General features: G+C 62.5%; 22 protein-coding genes and 10 tRNA genes. 19 read left to right on the plus strand and 13 right to left on the minus strand.

The features are described 5' to 3' along the window. Nucleotides 1-131 precede the first annotated feature (131 nt). Nucleotides 132-1883, minus strand: coding sequence for a cation:proton antiporter (locus FRAAU_RS12515; RefSeq protein WP_014403888.1), 1752 nt, complete (start codon nucleotides 1881-1883; stop codon nucleotides 132-134). 131 nt (nucleotides 1884-2014) lie between these two features. Between FRAAU_RS12515 and FRAAU_RS12520 the strand changes: the two genes are divergently transcribed. The 10 genes from FRAAU_RS12520 to FRAAU_RS12565 all read left to right on the plus strand — a co-directional run bounded on the left by FRAAU_RS12520 (nucleotide 2015) and on the right by FRAAU_RS12565 (nucleotide 4623). Beyond that, nucleotides 2015-2090 (plus strand) — tRNA-Ala (locus FRAAU_RS12520). Between the two features lie 16 nt (nucleotides 2091-2106). Then, nucleotides 2107-2182, plus strand: a tRNA-Glu gene (locus FRAAU_RS12525). A 61-nt stretch (nucleotides 2183-2243) separates the two neighbouring features. Then, a tRNA-Asp gene (locus FRAAU_RS12530) sits at nucleotides 2244-2320 on the plus strand. Nucleotides 2321-2361: 41 nt separating this feature from the next. After that, a tRNA-Ala gene (locus FRAAU_RS12535) sits at nucleotides 2362-2437 on the plus strand. Nucleotides 2438-2446: 9 nt separating this feature from the next. Then, nucleotides 2447-2522: transfer RNA gene (locus FRAAU_RS12540), tRNA-Glu, on the plus strand. A 49-nt stretch (nucleotides 2523-2571) separates the two neighbouring features. After that, nucleotides 2572-2648, plus strand: a tRNA-Asp gene (locus FRAAU_RS12545). 38 nt (nucleotides 2649-2686) lie between these two features. After that, nucleotides 2687-2762, plus strand: a tRNA-Ala gene (locus FRAAU_RS12550). A gap of 11 nt (nucleotides 2763-2773) precedes the next feature. Further along, nucleotides 2774-2849 (plus strand) — tRNA-Glu (locus FRAAU_RS12555). Nucleotides 2850-2899: 50 nt separating this feature from the next. Further along, nucleotides 2900-2976: transfer RNA gene (locus FRAAU_RS12560), tRNA-Asp, on the plus strand. Between the two features lie 750 nt (nucleotides 2977-3726). Then, nucleotides 3727-4623, plus strand: coding sequence for a SphA family protein (locus FRAAU_RS12565; RefSeq protein ID WP_014403889.1), 897 nt, complete (start codon nucleotides 3727-3729; stop codon nucleotides 4621-4623). 12 nt (nucleotides 4624-4635) lie between these two features. On the opposite strand, the gene FRAAU_RS12570 is transcribed toward FRAAU_RS12565, so the two are convergent. After that, nucleotides 4636-5103, minus strand: coding sequence for a DUF1249 domain-containing protein (locus FRAAU_RS12570; RefSeq protein WP_014403890.1), 468 nt, complete (start codon nucleotides 5101-5103; stop codon nucleotides 4636-4638). 51 nt (nucleotides 5104-5154) lie between these two features. Beyond that, complete coding sequence (gene ppsR, locus FRAAU_RS12575; protein WP_014403891.1) at nucleotides 5155-5970, minus strand: posphoenolpyruvate synthetase regulatory kinase/phosphorylase PpsR; 816 nt, start codon at nucleotides 5968-5970, stop codon at nucleotides 5155-5157. A gap of 219 nt (nucleotides 5971-6189) precedes the next feature. Here ppsR and ppsA point away from each other — a divergent pair, with 219 nt between their 5' ends. Next, nucleotides 6190-8562, plus strand: a complete 2373-nt coding sequence (gene ppsA / locus FRAAU_RS12580) for a phosphoenolpyruvate synthase (protein WP_014403892.1) — start codon at nucleotides 6190-6192, stop codon at nucleotides 8560-8562. Nucleotides 8563-9328: 766 nt separating this feature from the next. Next, on the plus strand, nucleotides 9329-9682 hold the full coding sequence (locus FRAAU_RS12585) for a hypothetical protein (RefSeq protein ID WP_014403893.1): 354 nt from the start codon (nucleotides 9329-9331) through the stop codon (nucleotides 9680-9682). A gap of 175 nt (nucleotides 9683-9857) precedes the next feature. Here FRAAU_RS12585 and panD read toward each other — a convergent pair whose 3' ends face one another. The 5 genes from panD to pcnB all read right to left on the minus strand — a co-directional run bounded on the left by panD (nucleotide 9858) and on the right by pcnB (nucleotide 13978). Continuing rightward, the gene (gene panD / locus FRAAU_RS12590; RefSeq protein ID WP_014403894.1) at nucleotides 9858-10244 is read right to left on the minus strand and encodes an aspartate 1-decarboxylase; all 387 of its coding nucleotides are present in this window, start codon (nucleotides 10242-10244) and stop codon (nucleotides 9858-9860) included. Between the two features lie 84 nt (nucleotides 10245-10328). After that, a complete protein-coding gene (panC, locus tag FRAAU_RS12595; protein WP_014403895.1) occupies nucleotides 10329-11183 on the minus strand; it encodes a pantoate--beta-alanine ligase in 855 nt (284 codons plus the stop codon). 38 nt (nucleotides 11184-11221) lie between these two features. After that, nucleotides 11222-12046: a 3-methyl-2-oxobutanoate hydroxymethyltransferase gene (panB, locus tag FRAAU_RS12600; RefSeq protein ID WP_425598093.1), complete on the minus strand. Its 825-nt coding sequence runs from the start codon at nucleotides 12044-12046 to the stop codon at nucleotides 11222-11224. Between the two features lie 46 nt (nucleotides 12047-12092). Next, on the minus strand, nucleotides 12093-12590 hold the full coding sequence (gene folK / locus FRAAU_RS12605; protein ID WP_014403897.1) for a 2-amino-4-hydroxy-6-hydroxymethyldihydropteridine diphosphokinase: 498 nt from the start codon (nucleotides 12588-12590) through the stop codon (nucleotides 12093-12095). Beyond that, nucleotides 12587-13978 carry a polynucleotide adenylyltransferase PcnB gene (gene pcnB / locus FRAAU_RS12610; protein ID WP_014403898.1) on the minus strand — a complete coding sequence of 464 codons (1392 nt, stop codon included), beginning with the start codon at nucleotides 13976-13978 and terminating at the stop codon, nucleotides 12587-12589. The genes folK and pcnB overlap by 4 nt, the downstream gene beginning before the upstream one ends. Before the next feature lie 222 nt (nucleotides 13979-14200). Here pcnB and FRAAU_RS12615 point away from each other — a divergent pair. Together FRAAU_RS12615 and fdxA are read left to right on the plus strand one after the other, a co-directional pair. Beyond that, a tRNA-Glu gene (locus FRAAU_RS12615) sits at nucleotides 14201-14276 on the plus strand. Nucleotides 14277-14324: 48 nt separating this feature from the next. Beyond that, on the plus strand, nucleotides 14325-14648 hold the full coding sequence (gene fdxA, locus FRAAU_RS12620; RefSeq protein ID WP_014403899.1) for a ferredoxin FdxA: 324 nt from the start codon (nucleotides 14325-14327) through the stop codon (nucleotides 14646-14648). Between the two features lie 142 nt (nucleotides 14649-14790). On the opposite strand, the gene FRAAU_RS12625 is transcribed toward fdxA, so the two are convergent. After that, on the minus strand, nucleotides 14791-15396 hold the full coding sequence (locus FRAAU_RS12625) for a hypothetical protein (RefSeq protein WP_014403900.1): 606 nt from the start codon (nucleotides 15394-15396) through the stop codon (nucleotides 14791-14793). 38 nt (nucleotides 15397-15434) lie between these two features. Then, the gene (gene dapA / locus FRAAU_RS12630; protein WP_014403901.1) at nucleotides 15435-16313 is read right to left on the minus strand and encodes a 4-hydroxy-tetrahydrodipicolinate synthase; all 879 of its coding nucleotides are present in this window, start codon (nucleotides 16311-16313) and stop codon (nucleotides 15435-15437) included. A 91-nt stretch (nucleotides 16314-16404) separates the two neighbouring features. Between dapA and FRAAU_RS12635 the strand changes: the two genes are divergently transcribed. The 5 genes from FRAAU_RS12635 (at nucleotide 16405) to FRAAU_RS17430 (ending at nucleotide 20542) form a co-directional block, all read left to right on the plus strand. After that, nucleotides 16405-16998, plus strand: a complete 594-nt coding sequence (locus FRAAU_RS12635) for a glycine cleavage system transcriptional repressor (RefSeq protein ID WP_174269763.1) — start codon at nucleotides 16405-16407, stop codon at nucleotides 16996-16998. 95 nt (nucleotides 16999-17093) lie between these two features. After that, nucleotides 17094-17564: a peroxiredoxin gene (locus tag FRAAU_RS12640; RefSeq protein ID WP_014403903.1), complete on the plus strand. Its 471-nt coding sequence runs from the start codon at nucleotides 17094-17096 to the stop codon at nucleotides 17562-17564. Nucleotides 17565-17760: 196 nt separating this feature from the next. Next, nucleotides 17761-19140 carry a PhoH family protein gene (locus FRAAU_RS12645; protein ID WP_014403904.1) on the plus strand — a complete coding sequence of 460 codons (1380 nt, stop codon included), beginning with the start codon at nucleotides 17761-17763 and terminating at the stop codon, nucleotides 19138-19140. Nucleotides 19141-19334: 194 nt separating this feature from the next. Then, on the plus strand, nucleotides 19335-20276 hold the full coding sequence (locus FRAAU_RS12650) for an aspartyl/asparaginyl beta-hydroxylase domain-containing protein (RefSeq protein ID WP_014403905.1): 942 nt from the start codon (nucleotides 19335-19337) through the stop codon (nucleotides 20274-20276). 107 nt (nucleotides 20277-20383) lie between these two features. After that, nucleotides 20384-20542 (plus strand): hypothetical protein, encoded by a 159-nt coding sequence (locus tag FRAAU_RS17430; protein WP_014403906.1) that lies wholly within the window; start codon nucleotides 20384-20386, stop codon nucleotides 20540-20542. Nucleotides 20543-20652: 110 nt separating this feature from the next. Here FRAAU_RS17430 and FRAAU_RS12655 read toward each other — a convergent pair whose 3' ends face one another. From FRAAU_RS12655 to grxC, 3 genes are all read right to left on the minus strand, one after another. Next, complete coding sequence (locus FRAAU_RS12655; RefSeq protein ID WP_014403907.1) at nucleotides 20653-21666, minus strand: isocitrate dehydrogenase; 1014 nt, start codon at nucleotides 21664-21666, stop codon at nucleotides 20653-20655. Between the two features lie 208 nt (nucleotides 21667-21874). Further along, on the minus strand, nucleotides 21875-22267 hold the full coding sequence (locus FRAAU_RS12660) for a carboxymuconolactone decarboxylase family protein (protein WP_014403908.1): 393 nt from the start codon (nucleotides 22265-22267) through the stop codon (nucleotides 21875-21877). After that, nucleotides 22264-22527, minus strand: coding sequence for a glutaredoxin 3 (grxC, locus tag FRAAU_RS12665; protein WP_014403909.1), 264 nt, complete (start codon nucleotides 22525-22527; stop codon nucleotides 22264-22266). Before grxC ends, FRAAU_RS12660 begins: the two co-directional genes overlap by 4 nt. Nucleotides 22528-22595: the final 68 nt, after the last annotated feature.

Here is a 22595-nt window from a genome sequence, read left to right on the forward strand (position 1 = left end):
CCTTGCATTGTGCGGTGCTTGCAGTCACTTGGCAACGCCACGTGTCATGGGACAGAAAATCAGTGACAAGGTTCATTCCAGACCGACGGATACAGGGGATGTTCACGGGAAGCACGACACTGCCCGCCAACTCAGGAGTCTCCACGACTCAGCACGTCCAGCAAGGCCGCCTGAAAGCGTGCATGCACCTTCACCAGCACATGCCACAACAGCCAGGTCAGTACCCCACCCGCCAGCAGCAGCACCCATACCACCTGCCGTGGCGGCAGGATGGTCGAAGCCAGAGCGGTCACCAGCAATGCCAGCACGCACATCACGCCCAAAGGAATCAGTCGCGCCAAGGCATTGCGGATATGCAGGTTGTATTCCCCACCCACGGCCACCGGCACCGCGAGCTCGGCGAGCAACATGCCCAGCGCCATTGCCTTGCGATACACGGCTACAAGCATCGGCAGAGACAGCACGGCAGCCACCGACCAGGCCACGCTGCGGCGCGCTCCGGGATGCTGCGACAGCATCGCGACATGAAAGAATCCGTGGCGATAAGCAAAGGCCGTCACCAGAAACAAGGCCGCCACCAGGGCGGTATTGATCACGATATGCCAGACCAGGCGGCGGATCATCGCCATCACCAGCGCGCTCTGCCCCCGCAGGGAGAGATTGCCGATCCAGCGGGTATAGGCCACCAGCACGCCACGCAGCCAGTCCGGCAGGCAGCGTGTCATCGCCGTGGCCACGGGATCGGAGGCGCGGATCAGATACGGAGTGAGCAAGGTGGTCAACGCCGATACCGCCACCGCCACCGGATACAGGAAGTCCGACGTCACATGCAGACTCAAGCCCAGGGAGGCGATGATGAAGGAAAATTCCCCGATCTGGGCCAGTCCCGCACCGATCCGCACCGAAGTTCGACCATCCGTACCGGCCAGATAGCTGCCCAGTGCGCAGGTGACCACCTTGCCGACCACCACCGCCAGGGTGATCACCAGCACCGGCACCGCGTAATGCCACAGCTGCCGGGGATTGATCAGCATGCCGATGGCTACGAAGAACATCGCGCTGAACATGTCCCGCAAAGGCATGATCACCCGCTCGACCCGAGGCAGGCTGCGCGCCTCTGCCACCAACGCCCCCATCATGAAGGCGCCCAGTGCCACGCTGTACCCCATTCGCGACACCAGCAGGCAGAAGCCGAAAAGCAGTCCCAGCACCGCCACCAGCAATACTTCGTCGCGCCCGCCCTGGGCCACATAGTCGACCACCTTGGGAACCAGCAGCAGCCCGCCAATCAGCGAGCCGGCAATAAACAGACCCAGCTTGCCCAGCACCGCCAGAGCAGGCAGCGGCTGCAGACCACCGGTCTTGGCGATACCGGTCAGCAAGGCCAGCAATACCACCGCCAGAATGTCTTCCACAATCAATACGCCGAACACCAGTTGCGCGAAGCGCTCGCGCTTCAGGCCCAGCTCGTCCAGCGCCGAGGTGATGATCGCCGTGGAGGAAATCGACATCATCGCACCCAGGAACAGCGAATCCATGGTCGTCCACTGGAAACGGCGCCCCACTTCGTAACCTATCCACAGCATCAGGATGATTTCGCAACTGGCCACCACCAAGGCAACCATGCCCACCTTGCGCAACTTGCGCAGACTGAACTCCAGGCCCAGAGCGAACAGCAACAGGATCATCCCCAGGGTGGACAGCGTCTTGATGGTCGACTCGTCGTGGATCAACAAGGCCGGCAAGGCATGCGGGCCGACCAGCACGCCGGCGATGATATAGCCCAGCACGACCGGCTGCCCCAGTCGCTGGAACAGTACCGAGGTCACCCCCGCCACCAGCATCACCGTCGCCAGATCCTGCAGGAAATGCATTTCGTGCATGGTGTCTCCGTTTGTCCGCGATGACCCAGCCTACCCCGATGCAGTGGGCCTGCGCTCGGGAATCGAAAAAAAATATTAAAAATGCTTGACGGCGCCGGGTATCGGCCCTATTCTTTGCCGCTTCCAGCCGAGGGGCCATAGCTCAGCTGGGAGAGCGCCTGCATGGCATGCAGGAGGTCGGCGGTTCGATCCCGCCTGGCTCCACCACGCTGTACAACTTGATGTCCCCATCGTCTAGAGGCCTAGGACACCACCCTTTCACGGTGGCGACCGGGGTTCGAATCCCCGTGGGGACGCCAATTCGAGAGAATTGACTGTACAAGTTTGGTTTTTCGGTTTTTGGAAGTGTTTTGCAAGTGCGGAGCGGTAGTTCAGCTGGTTAGAATGCTGGCCTGTCACGCCGGAGGTCGCGGGTTCAAGTCCCGTCCGCTCCGCCATTAAGTTTTCTCTGGAAGAGCCAGTTGACCGGTTTTTCTAAGGGGCCATAGCTCAGCTGGGAGAGCGCCTGCATGGCATGCAGGAGGTCGGCGGTTCGATCCCGCCTGGCTCCACCACTACAATCTGTCCCCATCGTCTAGAGGCCTAGGACACCACCCTTTCACGGTGGCGACCGGGGTTCGAATCCCCGTGGGGACGCCATTCAAGGATGATGGCGTGATTGTGGTTGCTTGGCAGGATGTCACAACTTGGAGCGGTAGTTCAGCTGGTTAGAATGCTGGCCTGTCACGCCGGAGGTCGCGGGTTCAAGTCCCGTCCGCTCCGCCATTTTTCTTGAAAAGAGCCAGAGCATCGGTTTTTTTTTCGGGGCCATAGCTCAGCTGGGAGAGCGCCTGCATGGCATGCAGGAGGTCGGCGGTTCGATCCCGCCTGGCTCCACCAATTTACAATCCGTCCCCATCGTCTAGAGGCCTAGGACACCACCCTTTCACGGTGGCGACCGGGGTTCGAATCCCCGTGGGGACGCCATTCATGGATGATGGCGTGATTGTGGATTGCCTGGCAGGATGCCACAACCTGGAGCGGTAGTTCAGCTGGTTAGAATGCTGGCCTGTCACGCCGGAGGTCGCGGGTTCAAGTCCCGTCCGCTCCGCCATTGTTTCGAAAGCCCGCCTTGTGCGGGCTTTCTTTTTTCCTGCAGCCAGCCTTGATCATCAGTGACAGCCCACAACGGATGCATTCCTGTGCCGGTCAGTGACCTGCCGGTACCACCATGCCAGCGGCCTGAGCAGAGGAAGCGCGCCACACAGCCATCTTGACAAGCCCTCGTTTCCGGTGAAAGCTGAATGCGTATATGGAACAACGTTTCATATACGTAACGTGACAACTGACCCCGGGGGGGAGTCATGGTCACCAATACCGAAAGCGGACCCTGTCCCGACCATCACACCGCTGCGCACCGACGACGATGGCCTGGCTCGGCATCGCGTCCGCCGGACGCCTGCTGCCCGACCGGATGCGGGCCGGGAAGATCCATGGCAGGCCAGACCCCCGATACCCGATCGCGCCGGCCACGAGCACCGCGCCAGCGCTTCGCCCGACACCCAGCGGGCAGCCATCCCGGGCCTCTCAGCTTCCAACCGGAAGATTGGCGTCCGACGTCAGGCCTGCGCCCCGGCATCATCGACAAACCGCCATGGCCAGTGACCAGCCGGCATCGGCCGGTCATCGCCGCACCACATATCCTTCGACAGCCGCAAGCCGTTCGGCCGTCACTGCCACCGTCGAAGCAGGAAGCCTGGTCTTGCTTGAACCCCCCAGGCAGCCGGCCCGGCACCTCCGCCAGGTCTCCGTTACTGCGGAGCTGTCTGCCAGGACGACAGGACGCCCCGGGAGGGAAGCCGACATGGACAAGCTGACATGGCGTGCAGGCAGGCTGGGTGGTGGATTGATCCTGCTTGGCTGCGCCCTGCCGACAGGCACCATCCAGGCCGCCCAGCGTGGCAGCGTCAACGAGTATCCGCTGGGCATCACCATGGGCATGCCGACAGCCACCCTGCCGCCGGCCGGACTGTATCTGATCATCAAACCCACCTTGTCCGCTGGCGACTCGGTGGACAGGTCGGGAATCAGGACCGGCACTCGCATCTCCAGCTGGGCGGCCAACGGCCAGTTGCAATGGGTCCATGCCCATCGCCTGCTGGGCGCGCGCTGGGCCAGCTATATCCGCAGCGTCGGCGTGGTCGATGTGCAGATCCGGCTGCCCGACCGGCAGGTTCTGCATGGACATGGCATGCCCGATGTCGAAGTCCAGCCAGCCTCGTTGAGCTGGCAGCTGAGCCAGCATGTCTATCTCCAGGCCGGCGTCGGCTTCTATGCGCCCACCGGAAAAACCAGCGGCGATCCATCCATCGGCCAGGATCACTGGACGCTGGAGCATGATTTTTCCATCGGCTATATCGACCGGGACTGGACCTTGGTGGCGCATACGGTATTCAATTTCAACAGCACCGAGACCGCCACCCGTTACCGCAACGGCAGCACGGCCACCATCGACTACACCGCTTTCCGCAAATCGCACGGGCTGGCCTATGGCCTCGTCGGCTATTACCACGCCCAGTTCAGCAGGGATCACGGTCCGCAAGCTTTGAACGCCGGCCGCCCCAAGGCCTTCAGCCTGGGACCTGGCATGACGGTTCGCCATCAGCGCTTCAGCTTCGGATTGACCCTGACCCGGGAGTTGTTCACCCGCAATCTGGCGCGCAAGACCATGCTGCTGGCCAATATCTCCTGCCGCCTGTGAGCGACAGCCGTGTCATCGGGCGGGATCGGCCACCAGAGTGCCGCTGGAGTGCCCTTGGCCGGCCAGATATTCCAGCCAGCGGGTCAGAAAACCGTTCATCCGCAGACGATGCTGCAACACCGTATGGGCCTGCGGAAACGGGCCCAGCACCTGCCACAGATGACGCCCGGGGTGGCAATGCAAGGCCTCGGCCACATGGGCATCGCTGTACATCCGCAACTGGGCCGAGGGCGAAGGCCGCCCCGTGCTGGCATCGACGAAGGCATAGGTCAGCTCCAGCTCGATCATGTAGCGATGATGTCGCTGGATGGAAAGCGAAACATCCAGACCGTCATCCACACTGGAAACATACAGGCCGGGCTCCAGCGTCTGGGGTGCGAACAGACGCACCAGACGGTGGTAGTTTTCGGCGTACAAGCCCATCAGAAAGCCGAAACGTCCCGGCAGCAGCGCTGCGCGTCGATCCAGTACCGCACTCATCGTAATGCCTGATCCTCATGGTCGGCCCCGCCACCGAATCCCGTCCCCGTCTCAGAACAGGGTCCGCTCGATGCCGAAGGTTTCAAAAATCTTGGTGGCGATCTCCTCGATCGACACATGCGTGGTATTGAGCGAAGGGATCCCTTCCGCCCGCATCAGCCGCTCGGCCCGACCCACCTCCTGGCGGCATTGCTCCAGGGTCGCATAGCGGCTGCCCGGGCGACGCTGCTCGCGGATCTGCGCCAGACGCTGCGGATCGATGGTCAGGCCGAACAGCCGGTCCCGGTAGGGGCGCAGCCGAGCGGGCAGCTCCCCACCCTCGAGATCCTCGTCGGTCAGTGGATAGTTGGCGGCACTGACCCCGTAATGCAAGGCCATGTACAGACAGCTCGGGGTTTTTCCGGACCGCGAGACCCCCATCAGGATAAGGTCGGCCATCTGGTATTCAATGCTGATGCCATCGTCATGGCTCAGTGCATAGTTGGTCGCATTGATCCGCGCCTCGTATTTGGCAAAGTCGACCATGCCATGCGAGCGATTGACCAGGCCGGTGCGTGCCACGCCCAGCTCCCGCTCCAGTGGTCCCATGAAGGGGGCAAAAACATCCAGCATCAAGCCGCCGCTGTAGGCGACGATTTCGCACAGCTCCAGCGAGGCCATGGTATTGACCACGATCGGACGCACCCCGGTGGCCTCAAAGCTGCGCCGGATCCGGTCTCTGGCCTCGGCCGCTTTCTGCGGCGTATCGACGAAAGGAAGGCGGTGTTTGCTGAAGGGAATCCCCTCGAACTGGGCCAGCATGCTGTTCCCGATCGTCTCTGCCGTGATACCAGTCGAGTCTGAAATAAAGAAAACCACACGTTCCATAGCACTGCACCACCCGTTCCGTGAATTGATACAAAACCAAATTACGACTACATATCACTTTAAATACAATATGTTATGAAAGTGGTATGCTTATGGGTCCTGCCCGGCATAGATTGGTCCTCTTGTGCCAAGCAGCACGCTCGTCAAAAAATACCAGTTAATCAGAACGCATGTTTCCATGCACTTTATTCCTGTTCAATGATCCTCCCGGAGTCTATTTTGAACCAGCTCGTGCTTTGGCTTGACACCCTGCGCATGTCCGATCTCGGCCAGGTCGGCGGCAAGAATGCCTCTCTGGGTGAAATGATCGGCCACCTCTCGCAACTGGGCGTTTCCGTGCCGGGTGGCTTCGCCACCACGGCAGCGGCGTTTCAGGATCATCTGCAGCACAACCAGCTGGGCGAACGCATCCAGCAGCGCCTGATCGGCCTGGACACCGACGACGTCAACGCGCTGACCGCCGCGGGCAGGGACATCCGTCAGTGGATCATCGACACCCCGCTGCCGGCCGATCTCGAGCAGGCCATCCGCGAGGCCTACCAGCAGCTGTGCCGGCAGGCCGGCAGTGACGATATCGCGGTGGCCGTGCGCTCCTCGGCCACCGCCGAGGATCTGCCCGATGCCTCCTTCGCCGGTCAGCAGGAAACCTTCCTCAATGTCTGCGGCATCGAGGACGTGCTGCACAAGGTCCGCGAAGTATTCGCCTCGCTCTACAACGACCGCGCCATCGCTTACCGCGTGCATCAAGGCTTCAGGCACGAAGATGTGTTCCTGTCGGCCGGCATCCAGCTGATGGTGCGCTCCGATCTGGGTGCAGCCGGCGTGCTGTTCACCCTGGATACCGAGTCCGGCTTCCGCGACGTGGTGTTCATCACCGGCAGCTACGGTCTGGGAGAAATGGTGGTTCAGGGGGCCGTCAATCCCGACGAGTTCTATGTCTACAAACGGACGCTGGCTGAGGACCGGCCGGCGATCCTGCAGCGAACGCTGGGCACCAAGCAGCTGCGGATGGTCTACTCGCAGCAGGCCGGCGAACGGGTCCGCACCGAAGACACCCCGCAGGATCTGCGTCAGCGCTTCTGCATCTCCGACCAGGATGTGCAGGACTTGGCCCGCCAGGCGGTACTGATTGAGCAGCACTACGGCCGCCCGATGGACATCGAGTGGGCCAAGGATGGTCAGACCGGCAAGCTCTATGTCGTCCAAGCCCGACCGGAGACCGTCAAGTCGCGTGCCCATGCCACCCAGCTGGAACGCTTCCACCTGGGCCGGCGCGGCGAAGTACTTGCCGAGGGTCGGGCCATCGGTCAGAAGATCGGCGCCGGCAGAGCCCGCATCGTCCGTTCACTGGACGACATGGCGCGGGTCGAGCCAGGCGACGTGCTGATTGCCGACATGACCGATCCGGATTGGGAGCCGGTGATGAAGCGGGCTGCCGCCATCGTCACCAATCGCGGAGGCCGGACCTGCCATGCCGCGATCATCGCCCGCGAACTGGGTGTGCCCGCCGTGGTCGGCACCGGCAATGCCCTGGAATTGATCGAGGACGGTGCCGAAGTGACGGTGTCCTGCGCCGAAGGCGACACCGGCTATATCTACGCCGGCAAGCTGCCGTTCGAGCGTGTCACGGCCGATCTGGGCACCATGCCCGACGCGCCGCTGAAGATCATGATGAATGTCGCCAATCCCGAGCGGGCATTCGACTTCGCCATGCTGCCCAACAACGGCATCGGCCTGGCCCGTCTGGAAATGATCATTGCCAGCCACATCGGCATCCACCCCAAGGCCCTGCTGAACTACGATGCCCAGGAACCAGCCATCAAGGCCAAGATCGATCAGCGGATCGCAGGCTATGCCGATCCGGTGAGCTTCTACGTTGACCGCCTGGCCGAAGGCATTGCCACCCTGGCTGCGTCGGTCTATCCCAAGCCGGTGATCGTGCGCCTCTCGGACTTCAAGTCCAACGAGTATGCCAACCTGCTGGGCGGCAGCCGCTACGAACCGCACGAAGAGAACCCGATGATCGGCTACCGTGGCGCGAGCCGCTACGTCGACCGCGAGTTCGCCGATGCCTTCGCTCTGGAATGCCAGGCGGTGCTGAAGGTTCGCAATCGCATGGGCCTGAGCAATCTTCAGGTCATGATTCCTTTTGTCAGAACCCTGGAGGAAGGCCGCAAGGTGATCCAGGTCCTGGCCGACAACGGTCTGCGTCAGGGCGAGGATGATCTCAAGGTCATCATGATGTGCGAGGTCCCCTCCAATGCCTTGCTGGCCGACGAGTTTCTCGACATCTTCGACGGTTTCTCGATCGGCTCGAATGACCTTACCCAGCTGACACTGGGCCTGGATCGTGACTCGGGCATTGTCGCCGGCCTGTTCGATGAGCGGGATCCAGCCGTCAAGAAGCTGCTGTCGATGGCGATCCGCACCGCCCGGGAGCGTGGCAAGTATGTCGGCATCTGCGGCCAGGGGCCCAGCGATCACCCCGACCTTGCCGAATGGTTGATGGACCAGGGCATCGAGTCCGTATCCCTGAATCCCGATACCGTGGTGGATACCTGGTTGCGACTGGCCAGGAAGAAAGCCGGCTGATCCCGCATCCCGCCTGCAATAGAGCGATGACGGCCATGAGATTCATCTCATGGCCGTCATTGTCTGGGCTCCCCGCCGCCATGGCTGAGACGCAGCCGTCAGCCAAGCGGCCACCGCGGAACGCCGCGCCGGCTTCGCGACAACACCTTCATGCCCGCTCGCAGCCCCGCTACCCTCGACCATACCGGCAACGGCATTCGCACTCCCGGACCGATCCGGATCCACCACGGCGGCCTGAGGCGGCCGACATGATGATCGCAACTTTATGCGACAGCGCACCGCACAGAAACCGTCGCGCCGGATCTTCCCAAAGCCCGAAAATGAACGGAAAATCACCGACTTTTTTTTGTCTTCTTATGGCTGTCATAAATGCGGATCGTGATGCTGCGACCAAACAACACGCCACAGATCTGCCCCGTCCCTTTTTAACGGGAACAGCACAAAGATAATCGGAATCGAGGGCCACGTAATTGCTGCTTTGCAGCATAAACAAAAACCAGATGACGGTACGCTCCGCCGCCCCCCATTCCCGGAAAAGCAGCCAATCCGCCTTGTTTTACGGCATCTTCACGCATCCTGACCCATCCTGTTCGGCGCCCTTGGACAGCTGCCGCTCAGGGATGGCCGGACGGCGGTGGATAGGATCGGTCATAGATTAACAAGGCCGATACGCTCGTTCATCAAGCCAGTAGCTAAATACCGAAAGACGCGCTATTAATATGTCGGCCTGCAAAGGCTACGACAACAAGTAACCAGGAGATCACCCATGAATTTTACGCGTACCCTACTCGCCTCTGCGCTCGTCGCATTGCTGGCGGCCTGCAGCAACGGTGCGCAGGATTCCGCGCAGGATGCCCAGAAGTCGGCCGCCGAAGCCCAGTCGGCCGCTGATTCCGCCCAGCAGACTGCCGACCAGAGCCAGTCGCCGGCCGCCGATCAGGCTGCCAGCCAGGCCAATGATGCAGCCAGCCAGGCCTCGAACGCCGCTGACGCAGCCGGTGCAGCCGCTGCCGCCTCGGCGCCGAAGTCGGCTTCCAGCGCGGCCGACAAGGCTTCGGATGCGGCCGACAAGGCCTCTGACGCTGCCGACAAGGCCAAGGACGCTGCCAACGGCGGTTGATGCCGTCGTCTGCAACATCCTGACCGGACAAACAAGAGGCCGGCCGTCATTGACGGCCGGCCTCTTGTCTTTTGCGTATCCATGCCGGATCCGGCACGGCCTGCTCCGGCCGTACCGGCGCACAGGCAGGTCAGGCATGATCCCGGGCGCCCCGTCAGGGATCGCCCGGTCGAGCTCAGTCCGTCGCCTTCTGGGTCGGAATCGCGTGGCTGGTACGGGCGATGGCATTCTTGCCATCGACATAGACCAGCGAAGGCTGGAAATTCGCCAACTCTTCCTCGGTCATCTGCACAAAGGCCGCGATGATGATCAGATCACCCGGCTCGGCCCGGTGCGCGGCGCTGCCGTTGACCGAGATGATGCCCGAACCCGCCTCGGCCTTCAGGGCATAGGTGACGAAACGCTTGCCGTTGTTGATGTTCCAGGCATGGATCTGCTCGTACTCACGGATCCCGGAAGCTTCCAGCAGCAGGCTGTCGATCGCGATCGAGCCTTCGTAATGGAGTTCGGCATGGGTTACCGTGGCGCGGTGGATCTTGGCTTTGAGGATATTGAGATGCATGACTCATGCACTCCGTAAAAGACAGTCCGATATTGTAAGCCGGCCGGCTGAAGATTGCTGCAACCGGCCCCTGCCTGCCCTGCCTCAGCTGGCCTGAAACGGCAGATTGTCGATCAGCCGGGTACCGCCCAGCCGCGCCGCCACCAGCGCGACCAGCCCTTCCAGCACAGCGTCGGGCGCGGGAATTTCCAGATCGTCGGCGCGGCGAACCACGGCGTAATCGGGCTCGAATCCGGCCCGGCCCAGCCTGGCCATGGCTGCCTGCTCGACCGCTTCGCGTCGATGCCCCTCGACGATCAAGCTCCGCATCTGCTGCAAGGTCGCACTGATCTCTGCCGCCACCACCCGCTGGTCGGCATCCAGATACTGGTTGCGCGAGCTCAGTGCCAGACCATCCGCCGCGCGCACGGTCGGTGCGCCCATGACTTTGACCGCCAGCCCGAGATCGGCCACCATCCGTTCGATGACCCGCAATTGCTGATAGTCCTTCTGGCCGAACACGGCCAGATCAGGCTGCACCAGATTGAACAGCTTGCAGACGATCGTCGCCACGCCGTCGAAATGTCCCGGCCGTGAAGCGCCGTCCAGAATCTCTCCCAATCGAGGCACATGCACCTTGACCGCCCGCTCCGCACCCAGCGGATACAGTGCCGATGCTTCGGGCGCGAACAACAGGTCGCAGCCTTCTTCGGCCAGCCCGGCCTGATCCTGAACCAGGGTCCGCGGATAAGACGCGAAGTCCTCGTTGGGTCCGAACTGGGTCGGGTTCACGAAAATGCTGGCCACCACCCGGTCCGCCCGCGTCCGGGCGTGGCGGATCAGGGAATAGTGCCCGGCATGTAGATTGCCCATCGTCGGCACCAGTCCGACGGTCTTGCCCTCCGCGCGCCAACCACGAATCACCGCACGTAGGCTCGCCGGCTCCTGCACTGTCTGCATGATCAATAACCTGCCATTTTTCAGATAACCGCCATCACTCAGTCGAAGCTGTGCTCAAGCCCGGGAAAGACACCTGCCCGCACGTCTTCGACATAGGCCTGAACCGCCGCCAGCGCCGAACCGCGGCCTTCCAGGAAGTCCTTGCTGAACTTCGGACGCCGTCCGGGCGTCAAGCCCAGCAGATCATAGATCACCAGCACCTGGCCATCACACTCGACACCCGCGCCGATGCCGATGGTCGGGATCGCCAGTCGCTGCGAAACAATCTTGCCCAAGGCGGTGGGAATGCCTTCCAGCACCAGAGCCGCGGCGCCAGCGGCCTCGACCTGCAAAGCCTCCTGCAGCAGGCGATCGGCGGCTTCCTGCTGCCGCCCCTGGATCTTGAAGCCGCCCATGGCATGTACCGATTGCGGGGTCAGGCCCAGATGGGCACAGACCGGAATGCCCCGGCTGACCAGTGCTTCGATGACTGCCAGGTGATGCGCCGCGGCACCTTCCAGCTTCACCATCGCGGCCCCGCCCTCGGCTACCAACCGCCAGGCTGCCTCCAAGGCATGCTCGACGCTGCGGTCCGCCATGAACGGCAGATCGGCGACCAGCAGTGCCGTCTCCAGGCCGCGTGCCACCATCCGGGTGTGATAGACCATGTCATCGACGGTGACCGGCAACGTCGTGGACTGCCCCTGGATCACCATCCCCAGCGAGTCGCCGACCAGCACGAAGTCAACACCGGCACGCTCCGCCAAGACAGCAAAACTGGCGTCATAAGCCGTCAGCGCCACGATGCGCTGTCCCTTCTCCTTCATGGCCCGCAGTCCGGGCGCGGTCACCGGCTTGCGCCGGGGAGCTCCGCTCTTTTCCATATACACGCGATATCTCCGTCGCTTGATCGATGCCGCCCGCCCCGGATCAGTCCGGTTCAGCGGCATCCAGACGCTGACAGCCACTCGTATCGATGGCCGCCAGCAAGGCCCGCACCTGACCCTGACCCGGCAATTCCAGCTCGGGTGTCAACTCGCCCAGCGGCAGCAGGACGAAAGCCCGCTCGGCGATGCGAGGATGCGGCAAGGTCAGGTCCGGGTCGGACCGAGACACGCCCTCGACATGAAGTATATCCAGGTCAAGGGTGCGCGGCCCCCAGCGCTCGCCAAGGCGCACCCGGCCGGCCTCGGCCTCGATCCGCTGCAACTCGGCCAGCAGCCGGTCCGGCGACCAGTCCGTGCCCAGTTCGGCCACCGCATTGATGAAATCAGGCTGCCCGGTCAGTCCCCAGGGTGGGGTGCGGTAAAAGGAAGACACCCGCAAGCCGTGCAGTTGCGGCCACGCCGACATCTGCGTCAAGGCCTGCCGCAGTTGCCGGACCGGGCGACCGAGATTGGCACCCAGCCCCACATAGACCTTGCTCACCGCGGCTCGGCACCGCCGCGCGCGCGCCGGCGTCGCGGCGGACGCCGCTTGCGACGTGCTGCCGGCGCCATGTCAGTCGCTTCGCCCTGATCCGCCTCGCCGCCGCCGGTCTCGCGACCGCCGTTGGCCGCCGCATGCCGGTCCAGCGCCTCTGCCAGCAGTTCCTGCGGCAGCAACTGGGCATGGCCCCACCACTGACCCAGCCGGGCGCGTCCTTCATCCTCGGCCGCGCGCAACAGCAGAAAATCAAAGCCGGCGCGAAACCGCGGATGGGTCAGCAAGGCAAAGACCCGACGCCGCTGCATCTGCTCGAAGCGCGGCTGCATCAGCCAGATCTCTTCCATCGTGTAGGTGAAGCGACGGGGTATCGCCACCCGCTGGGTCTGCTCGGCCAGCACCTGGGCCACCGCCGAGGCCCAGGCCTCTGAAACATCCTGCCCCTGGGCGATGCGCGCCTCGGCCAGGCCTTGCACCGGCGCCCACAGCAGCACGGCAAACAGGAAGGCCGGCGTGACCGATTTGCCTTCGGCAATCCGGGCATCGGTATTGGCCAGTCCCTGCTCGATCATCTGCCTCGGCACCGGATCGTCGCCTTCCAGCACCCGCGCCGTGGCGGGGAAAAGGTAACGGAACAGCCCGCAACCTTCCAGCTGATGGAAGCTCTTCAGGCCATCACCGGCCAGAAACAGTTTCAGCGATTCGTCGAACAGGCGTGCCGGAGCCACATCTTCCAGCAGATCGCCCAGGCTCGCGAACGGCTGCCGGCTGGCCGGGTCGATCTGGAAACCCAGTTTGGCCGCCAGTCGCGCCGCGCGCAGCATCCGCACCGGGTCTTCGCGATAACGGGTCTCCGGATCGCCGATCAGCCGCACTTCGTGCTCGGCGATATCCTGCATGCCGCCGACATAATCGCGCACCGAGAAATCGCTGATGTCGTAATAAAGCGCATTCATCCTGAAATCGCGACGACGCGCATCTTCCTCGATCGAGCCCCAGACGTTGTCGCGCACCAGACGGCCATCGACAATATGCCGATCACCGCCCTGCTCTTCATCGCCGGTGCCCCGAAAGGTCGCCACTTCGATGATTTCGGGGCCGAACACTACGTGGGCCAGCCGGAACCGCCGCCCGATCACGCGACAGTTGCGAAACAGCGCCTTGACCTCTTCCGGCGTCGCATCGGTGGCGACATCGAAGTCCTTGGGCTGGATTTCCAGCAGCAGGTCGCGCACGGCACCACCGACCAGAAAGGCCGCGTATCCGGCTTCGTTCAGGCGGTACAGCACACGAAGCGCCGCTTTGCTGATGTTTCTGCGCGAAATCGGGTGCTGTTCGCGCGGGATCACCCGCAGCGAGCTCGTGGTCGGAATCCCAAGGTCGTCGTTCAAGCGCTCACAATCCTTTCTGCCTGTCATTAGTATCTCAAGTACTGCCGCCCGCCGGACAGGCCGTATCCAGCCAGCGGCTTTTCCGGTCGGGGCGGCCGACACCCATGGAAGTGGTCAACCATACCTCAGCGCAGGCATCATGGCATCCTTGCATGAATAACTGAAAAAGAGTTGTTGCCGACTCGCGATTTCCGGTTATACTAGCGCGCCTCGCTTATCGATGCTCCCATCGTCTAGTGGCCCAGGACACCGCCCTCTCAAGGCGGGAACACGAGTTCGAACCTCGTTGGGAGCGCCACCCCCGAAAGCCGGGGCTTGCACATTCAAATACTACAGGCGTGGCAGCATGACTTTTGTCGTTACTGACAACTGCATCAAATGCAAATATACCGATTGTGTCGAAGTGTGTCCTGTCGATGCTTTCCATGAAGGTCCGAATTTCCTGGTGATCGATCCGGACGAATGCATTGATTGCACTCTCTGCGAACCCGAGTGCCCGGCCAATGCCATCTACCCCGATGGCGATGTCCCCGCAGGCCAGGAAGCCTTCGTCGAACTGAACGTCGAGCTGGCCAAGGCCTGGCCCGTCATCACCGTCCGCAAGGATTCCTTGCCTGACGCGAAAGACTGGGACGGCAAGCCCGGCAAGCTGGCAATGCTGGAACGCTGAGACCCGCGCACAGCATTGACACCGAAAAACACCACCTCAGGGTGGTGTTTTTTTATGTCCGTCATCCAGAGACACAAATCCCGTCCCGCAGGGCGCCGGGAAGACGGGCCGCCCTTGGCGTGCCCGCCCGCCCCGGACTGGATCAGTCCTTGGCGCCCACTGCCGAGCGCAACCGACTCACGGTCTGGGCCACCGCGCCGGAAATGCCCTGCACCTGGATCACGCTGGCATCCGAACCACTGGGCACCACGGTGACCTGCACGTCATGCGCGGAGGCCTCGTCCGCTCCGGAAACGGATTTGGAGCCGTGATGGAACAACCGGGAGAACATGCCGCGCTTGTGCTCCGGCGGCGCCACGGCCGCGGGCGAGACCACGGTCACCGAATAGGTGCGGGCAGTGGCATCACTGGCAATCACCTTGCCGATATCGCCCTTGGCCAAGGCCTCACCCAGACGCTGATAGGCCGTGCCCGCATCGGAGGGCACCACGAAACCATCGGTCAACTGCGAGGGGGCACCAGTGACCTGGGCCGTCGCGCCATTGGCAGTCGGCTGATTGGCGCCCGGCGGCGGCACAACCAGTGCATCCGTGGTTGCCGGCGTATCCAGTCCAGGCGGAATTTCCAGCGGAGACTCCTGCTTGGCCGTCTCCCAGGCCTTGTGGGAACGGAAAATGCTGCAGCCGGACACCAGCAGTACGGAGATGAGCAGCGCAGGGGCCACCACGAAAACAACAGGTTTCTTCATAGGTCCAATTCTGTTCTTAGTTTGTAGATACCGCGCATTCAGATGGCGGACACCAACCCCTTCAAGGCCTTTTCCAACCGTGCTCTGGCAACCCCTTCCTCGAGCGCCACCAACGGCAACCTCAGGTGATCCGTCCCGAGTCCGATCATCGCCAGACCGGCTTTGACCGCGATCGGGTTCGGCGCACCGTTGAGCGCCTCGATCAAGGGCAGCAGCATGGCCTGACAGTGTCGCGCACCCGGCGCATTTCCGCCAACTGCAGCATCACACAATTGCCGGAACAGCTGCGGCACCAGATTGGCCACCACCGAGATCGTGCCGGCCGCACCGGCCAGCATGGCATGGATCGCCGAACCGTCGTCACCGGATAGATAGACGAATTCTTCGTCCGCAAGTTCAATCAGGCGAGCCATCCGCTCGGGATCGCTGACAGCTTCCTTGATACCACGAATCCGTGGGTGACCGCGCAATCCGGCCACCGTTTCGGGCAACAAGTCGCAACCGGTACGGGTCGGCACGTTGTAGAGCAGCACCGGCAGATCGCCGGCATCGGCCACGCTCAGGAAATGCCTGCGCAAGCCCTCCTGGGTGGGGCGCAGATAATAAGGCGTCACCACCAGAGCCCCGTCGGCACCGATCCCGGCCGCGCGACGGGTCAGCGCCACCGTCTTGGCGGTCGCCGCCTCGCCGGTGCCGGCATAGACCGGAATCCGGCCATTCACCCGCTCGCAGGCGAAAGCCAGCAACCGTTCGAATTCGGCCTCGTCCAGCAGGTGGGCTTCGCCGGTCGAGCCCGCCACGACCAGGCCCTGACTCCCCCCCGCCAGCTGCGCATCCAGCGCAGCCCCGAAAGCCGGCAGGTCCAGCCCGCCGTCCGCCAGAAAAGGCGTTGCGATGGCGCAAATACTTCCACGCATGTCCAAGACCGATGTATCCCGTAAAATCCCAGTCTTGCATGTTACTTGCGGCTCAGTTGCAGGGGCAAGTAAGCTCATGCCGTGCCCGGTCATGGTTTTGCACCCCTCCTTCGAAGGTCCTCCCCACTTGAGTCAGATTCCTTCCCGCAGCAGCCTTGAAAGCCAGCTGTTGATTCAGGCCTTGTCACCCTCCCGCCAATCGCCCCTGCTGGGACTGGTCAAGCGCATCGCCGATGCCGGCTGCAATCTGGTCGACAGCCGGGTCGCCAGCATCGGTGCCAATACCTCGCTGATGCTGCTGGCCAGCGGCTCTTGGGACAGTCTGGCCAAGCTGGAATCGGCACTCGGCAAACTGCATCGCGATGATGCCCTGCATCTGAGCTGGTACCGTACCGAGCCGCAGCCCAGCGAGGAACAGCGGCTGCCGTATATCGTCGAGGTGGTGGCCGCCGACCGTCCCGGCATCCTGGTCCGGATCCTGGACTTCTTCGTCCAGCGCGGCGTGCTGATCGACCAGCTGAACTCGATGCGCTACCAGGCGATGCAAACCGGTGCCGACATGTTCCAGGCCCAGCTGACCATCGGCGTGCCGGCACAGACCCATATCGCCCATCTCCGCGAAGACTTCCAGGAAATGTGCGACGGTCACAACTTCGACGCGATTCTGGATCCGGTGAAGTTCTGAAGCCGCCCCTGTGCAGGTGCCGGCCCGCGCGCTAGTCTGTGTTCGGGCCCCGTCCAAGGGGCCTTTCCGCAGCAGGCACGTACAAAGGAGCCCCCATGTCAGCACCTGGCAAACAGGTCCCCCACCTGAAAGGCACGACCGGCGACGGTCAGACGCTGGAACTGGCCTCACTCCAGGGCCAGTGGGTCGTGATCTATTTCTATCCCAAGGACTCCACCCCGGGCTGCACCACCGAAGCTCAGGATTTTCGCGATCTGTATCCGCAGTTCCAGGCACGCAACACCCAGGTGATCGGCGTCTCCCGCGATTCGGAGAAGTCCCATGCCAATTTCGCGAGCAAACAGCATCTGCCCTTCCCGCTGATCGCCGATACCGATGAAAGCTGGTGCAAGGCCTTCGACGTGATCCATGAAAAGCCCGGCATGTTCGGCAACCCGCCCAAGCCCGGCATCGTCCGCAGCACCTTTCTGATCGATCCCGAGGGACATCAGGTCGCCGAATGGCGCAAAGTGAAAGTGGCTGGCCATGCCCAGGCCGTGCTGGACACCTTGATAGGCCAGCACTGAGCCGCGCGATCATCAGGCCGATGCCTTCCCGGCACGCCCCCCACGACCCGGCCCGCCATGGCCTGTCGCCCTGCCGGTCGCGACCGGCTGCGCGCCCGGGCCACCCGGTTCCGCCCCTTGTTGTCACCCCTGTCACGAGCCGGCCTCCGCCGGCCCGTGGTTCGCTTGCGCCACTGCCAGTGAGGCCTGAGACCACATGACCGGAAACACGCGTATCTATGTGCTGGACACCAATGTCCTGCTGCACGATCCGACCGCCCTGTTCCGTTTCGAGGAGCACGACATCTACATCCCCATGACAGTGCTGGAGGAACTGGATGAGAAAAAGAAGGGTGGATCCGAAGTGTCACGCAACGGTCGGCAGGTCAGCCGCTTTATTAATGAGCTGATCCAGCATGCCGGTGAGCGACCCTTGTCCGAGGGTTTGCCGCTGATCAACCCGCAAGGCCTGAAGCTGGCCCGCAGCGCCGCGGTCGGCCGCTTGTATTTCCAGCAGCGCACCACCCAGACCCACGGCAAGGCCGACAACCAGATCCTGGCCGCCGTCAGCCAACTGCGTGAAGCCGAGCCGGACAAGACCATCATCCTGGTCAGCAAGGACATCAATCTGCGGATCAAGGCCTCGATCTTCGGCATCGCCGCCGAAGATTACGAGAACGACCGTGCGCTGGATGATTTCGCCCTGCTCTACAACGGCGCGGCCGAACTGCCCGAGGATTTCTGGGACCGTCATCCCGAGGTGCGCTCCTGGAGCGAGCGCGGCCACACCTACTATCAGCTCAAACGGCTGCCCGACGAGCAATGGCACCCCCAGCAATGCCTGTACCTGCCCTCCGATCATGACCTGGAACTGCGAGTGCTCAGTCTGAGCGATCAGCAGGCGACGCTGGTCCTGCTGGACGATCACAGCCATGCCAACCACAGCATATGGGGCATCGCGGCACGCAATCGCGAACAGAATTTCGCCCTCAACGTGCTGATGGATCCCGAAGTCGACTTCGTGACCCTGCTGGGCACGGCCGGCACCGGCAAGACTCTGCTGGCTCTGGCCGCCGGCCTGGCCCAGGTGATGGACCAGCAGCGCTATCGCGAGATCATCATGACCCGCGCCACGGTTTCGGTCGGTGAAGACATCGGCTTTCTGCCCGGCACCGAGGAAGAGAAGATGACGCCATGGATGGGGGCGCTGACCGACAATCTGGAAGTGCTGACCTCGACCCAGGAAGGAGGAGCCTGGGGGCGCCAGGCCACCAATGATCTGCTGGCGTCGCGGATCAAGATCCGTTCGTTGAACTTCATGCGCGGACGCACCTTTCTCAGCCGCTATCTGATCATCGACGAGGCGCAAAACCTGACCTCCAAGCAGATGAAGACCCTGATCACCCGCGCCGGTCCCGGCACCAAGATCGTCTGTCTGGGCAATGTCGAGCAGATCGACACCCCGTATCTGACCGAGACAACCTCCGGCCTGACCTACGCCGTGGATCGCTTCAAGGACTGGGCCCACTCGGCGCATATCACCCTGCGCCGCGGCGAACGCTCGCGACTGGCCGATTTCGCTTCCGAAGTACTGTAAGACCATCGAGCGTCCGGGGCCGAAGGGCCCCGGGCCTCCTGCGCAGGCGACCGAAGGGCCACCCAAATCGTCGCAAGCCCCTGCCCGGCAAGGCTTTGATCACAAAACGCGTTATCCTAGGCAGCCCATGCCAGCCGGCCACGATGACAGCGGACGGCACGGCATTCCCCCGTCAATGGAAGACTGTCCACTCCATGATCTTTCTCATCATTCGCCTGGTGCTGCTGTGCCTGCTGGGTCTGTACGTACTGTGCATCGCCCTGATCCATTTCCGCGGCAAGTACCGGCTGCGCTTCGACCGACAGCTGGTCGATCACTCCGGTCCCTTCGCGCCCTACAACCTGCTGATGTATACGTTTTCAGCGGTACCGGCGCGGGCCTATCTTGATCGCGCGGATTTTCCGCAACTCAATCCGCTGCAGCAGAACTGGCAGATGATACGAGGCGAGGCCGAGCGGCTGTTTGACGACGGCTTCGTGCGCGAAGCCGCCAGAAATCACGATGCCAGCTTCGACAGCTTTTTCAAGCAGGGCTGGCAGCGCTTTTATCTGAAATGGTACGGCGAGTCGCTGCCCTCGGCTGAAATCCTCTGCCCCAAGACTCTGGCTTTGCTGAACTCCATACCGGACGTCAAGGCCGCGATGTTCACCCTGCTGGCACCCGGCAGCAAGCTGAATCCCCACCGCGACCCTTTCGCCGGATCGCTGCGCTATCACCTGGGACTGATCACCCCCAATTCGGAGCAGTGCCGGATCTATGTCGACGGCCAACCCTATGCCTGGCGCGACGGCGAAGACGTGATGTTCGACGAGACCTATCTGCACTGGGTACGCAACGATACCGATCAGTCCCGACTGATTCTGTTCTGCGATGTGGAGCGACCACTGCGCGGGCGCATGATCGCCCGCCTCAATCGGCGGTTCAGTCGCTTTATGGGGCATTTGACCGCCTCGCCCAACGGCGCCAATGACCAGACCGGCCTGATCAATCGCCTGTACGCCGCCAGCAAGCGTCGCCGGGACCAGCGCCGGGCTTTCAAGCAGAAGTACCCCAAGCTGTTCCGCCTGCGCAAATATGCAGGCATCGTCCTGGTGCTATGGATCCTGTTTCTGGCCCCCTGGCCACTGCTGCGTTGAGCCCCTCCAGATTTCAACACAAGTGAAACACAGGCTTAACACAAATCCACCAAACGTGTGAGATGGTGAGGCTGCGTACTAGAACGCAGTCGAAACCGGGGGCAGTCATGCGTACCAATCGTGGTTGGGTATGGGCTTATCGCAAGGCCAGGGGCTGGAACTGTTCGTGGCTGCATTCGACACTGACAGCGACCCGCTATCTCATCAATGGCGACACCGGCAACTTCAATGCACCCAGCGGAGCGATCTACCGTCTGCGCTACTGAATGCCGGCGATGGACAGCCCTCCAGTCGTGACGCAGGGAGATCAGCGGTGACCTCCCAACGAAAACGGGCGCCCGCAGGCGCCCGTTTTCGTTTGACGATGCGTCTTTGATCAGGCGGCAACACGCTTGACCAAGGCATCGGCAAAGCTGCTGGTGCTGCCCTTGCCGCCCAGATCAGGCGTGACATGTTCACGGTCCTGCTCGATGGTCTCGCGGATCGCCGCCCGCAGACGGTCACCCTTGGCGACCTGGCCGATATGATCCAGCAGGTCGGCGGCTGCCAGCAACAGCGCGCAGGGATTGGCCAGACCCTTGCCGGCGATATCCGGCGCCGAGCCATGGACAGCCTCGAACACCGCCACGCTGGCGCCGATATTGGCGCCAGGCGCCAGTCCCAGACCACCGACCAGGCCGGCCGCCAGATCAGACACGATATCGCCGAACAGGTTGGTGGTGACCAGCACGTCGAACTGATAGGGATTCATCACCAGCTGCATGCAGGTGTTGTCCACGATCATCTCGTTGAACTCGATCTCGGGATATTCCGCCGCAATCTTGCGCGCCACATCCAGGAACAGGCCCGAAGCGGTCTTGATGATATTGGCCTTGTGGACAGCCGTGACCTTCTTGCGGCCCTTGGCCTTGGCCATCTCGAAGGCATAACGGACGATGCGCTCCGAACCCTTGCGGGTCACCTTGACCTGCGACATCGCCGTTTCACCGTCGTCGGAAAGGGTCTGGCCTTCCTTCAGATAGGCACCTTCGGTGTTCTCGCGCACCGTGATGATGTCGATGTTCTCGTAACGGGCCTTGCTGCCCTTGAAGCTGATCGCCGGGCGGACATTCGCGTACAGATCGAAATGCCGGCGCAGGGTCACGTTGATCGAGGTGAAGCCACCGCCGATCGGCGTGGTCAACGGCCCCTTCAGCGCCACGCCATGCTTGGCGATGGCATCCAGAGTGGCCTGGGGCAGCAGATCGCCCTGCTTGTCGAGGGCGACCATGCCGGCCTCGACGGTATCGTATTCAAGACCACAATCGAGCGCATCCAACACACGCAAGGTGGCGTTCATGATTTCCGGGCCAATGCCATCACCCGGAATCACGGCAATTGTCTTGCTCATGGGAACTCCTTCGACAGGAAACTTCATCTGCCCGCACGCTCGGCAGACGATTGAATCAACCCGTCAATTATCGTCCATCCATCAGAGCGCGACCACCCATGAAAGCCGCTGCAAGAGCCTGATCAAGCCGGAAAAAATTGCACGCACGATTGCGAAAAGCGAAAGCGCGGCGATGCCGCGCTCCCTGCCTTACCGCATGCCGTTCATATCAATCTGCGACATGATCGGCACAAGGAGGCGCCTCGTCGGCGGCCGCGGATTCCAGCGTGTCCAGGAAGTCCACGGCCCGGCGCAGATGCGGTATCACGATGGAACCGCCGACCACCAGACCGACGCTGAACACCTCGAAAAAAGCGTCCCGCGCGACCCCGGCCTTGTAGCACTCGGCCACGTGGTAGCTGATGCAGTCATCGCAGCGCAGCACCAGAGAGGCGACCAGACCCAGCATCTCCTTGGTCTTCACATCCAGCACCCCGGCGCGGTAGGTCTGGGTATCCAGGGCGAAGAAACGCCGGATCACCTGATTGTCCTCACCCAGGATCCGCTCGTTCAGCCGTTGCCGGAAGGCGGTGAACTCCGCAACGCGATCGGACTCGCTCATGCTTCGCCCGCCAGCAGCTCGGCCAGCTTGCCGCTGCGATCGGCCGCGGCCAGATCATCGTAGCCGCCGACATGATGATCATTGATGAAGATCTGCGGCACCGTGCGGCGACCGCCGCTGCGGGCCAGCATCGCGTCACGCTCGGCCGGATCGGCATCCACCCGGATCTCCTGCCATTCCTGACCCCGTGCTTTCAACAGGTTCTTGGCCGACACGCAGTAAGGGCATACGGCCGTTGAATAGATCTCGATTTTGGCCATGACGTCATCTCCAGCAAATGATTCGGCCCTGATGGCCGTGAATCGCTGAAATGGGGATGACTTCACCC

The organism is Frateuria aurantia DSM 6220 (assembly GCF_000242255.2).
In the GTDB taxonomy this organism is placed as follows: Bacteria; Pseudomonadota; Gammaproteobacteria; order Xanthomonadales; family Rhodanobacteraceae; genus Frateuria; species Frateuria aurantia.

Coding starts and splice junctions, on each gene's coding strand:
- fdxA (WP_014403899.1), top strand. CDS start 14,325: ATGACTTTTGTCGTTACTGACAACTGCATCAAATGCAAATATACCGAT.
- FRAAU_RS12655 (WP_014403907.1), bottom strand. CDS start 21,666: ATGAGCAAGACAATTGCCGTGATTCCGGGTGATGGCATTGGCCCGGAA.
- FRAAU_RS12585 (WP_014403893.1), top strand. CDS start 9,329: ATGAATTTTACGCGTACCCTACTCGCCTCTGCGCTCGTCGCATTGCTG.
- FRAAU_RS12625 (WP_014403900.1), bottom strand. CDS start 15,396: ATGAAGAAACCTGTTGTTTTCGTGGTGGCCCCTGCGCTGCTCATCTCC.
- FRAAU_RS12570 (WP_014403890.1), bottom strand. CDS start 5,103: ATGAGTGCGGTACTGGATCGACGCGCAGCGCTGCTGCCGGGACGTTTC.
- FRAAU_RS12645 (WP_014403904.1), top strand. CDS start 17,761: ATGACCGGAAACACGCGTATCTATGTGCTGGACACCAATGTCCTGCTG.
- FRAAU_RS12650 (WP_014403905.1), top strand. CDS start 19,335: ATGATCTTTCTCATCATTCGCCTGGTGCTGCTGTGCCTGCTGGGTCTG.
- FRAAU_RS17430 (WP_014403906.1), top strand. CDS start 20,384: ATGCGTACCAATCGTGGTTGGGTATGGGCTTATCGCAAGGCCAGGGGC.
- FRAAU_RS12640 (WP_014403903.1), top strand. CDS start 17,094: ATGTCAGCACCTGGCAAACAGGTCCCCCACCTGAAAGGCACGACCGGC.
- ppsR (WP_014403891.1), bottom strand. CDS start 5,970: ATGGAACGTGTGGTTTTCTTTATTTCAGACTCGACTGGTATCACGGCA.
- FRAAU_RS12635 (WP_174269763.1), top strand. CDS start 16,405: ATGGTTTTGCACCCCTCCTTCGAAGGTCCTCCCCACTTGAGTCAGATT.
- grxC (WP_014403909.1), bottom strand. CDS start 22,527: ATGGCCAAAATCGAGATCTATTCAACGGCCGTATGCCCTTACTGCGTG.
- FRAAU_RS12515 (WP_014403888.1), bottom strand. CDS start 1,883: ATGCACGAAATGCATTTCCTGCAGGATCTGGCGACGGTGATGCTGGTG.
- panC (WP_014403895.1), bottom strand. CDS start 11,183: ATGCAGACAGTGCAGGAGCCGGCGAGCCTACGTGCGGTGATTCGTGGT.
- dapA (WP_014403901.1), bottom strand. CDS start 16,313: ATGCGTGGAAGTATTTGCGCCATCGCAACGCCTTTTCTGGCGGACGGC.
- panD (WP_014403894.1), bottom strand. CDS start 10,244: ATGCATCTCAATATCCTCAAAGCCAAGATCCACCGCGCCACGGTAACC.
- panB (WP_425598093.1), bottom strand. CDS start 12,046: ATGGAAAAGAGCGGAGCTCCCCGGCGCAAGCCGGTGACCGCGCCCGGA.
- FRAAU_RS12565 (WP_014403889.1), top strand. CDS start 3,727: ATGGACAAGCTGACATGGCGTGCAGGCAGGCTGGGTGGTGGATTGATC.
- FRAAU_RS12660 (WP_014403908.1), bottom strand. CDS start 22,267: ATGAGCGAGTCCGATCGCGTTGCGGAGTTCACCGCCTTCCGGCAACGG.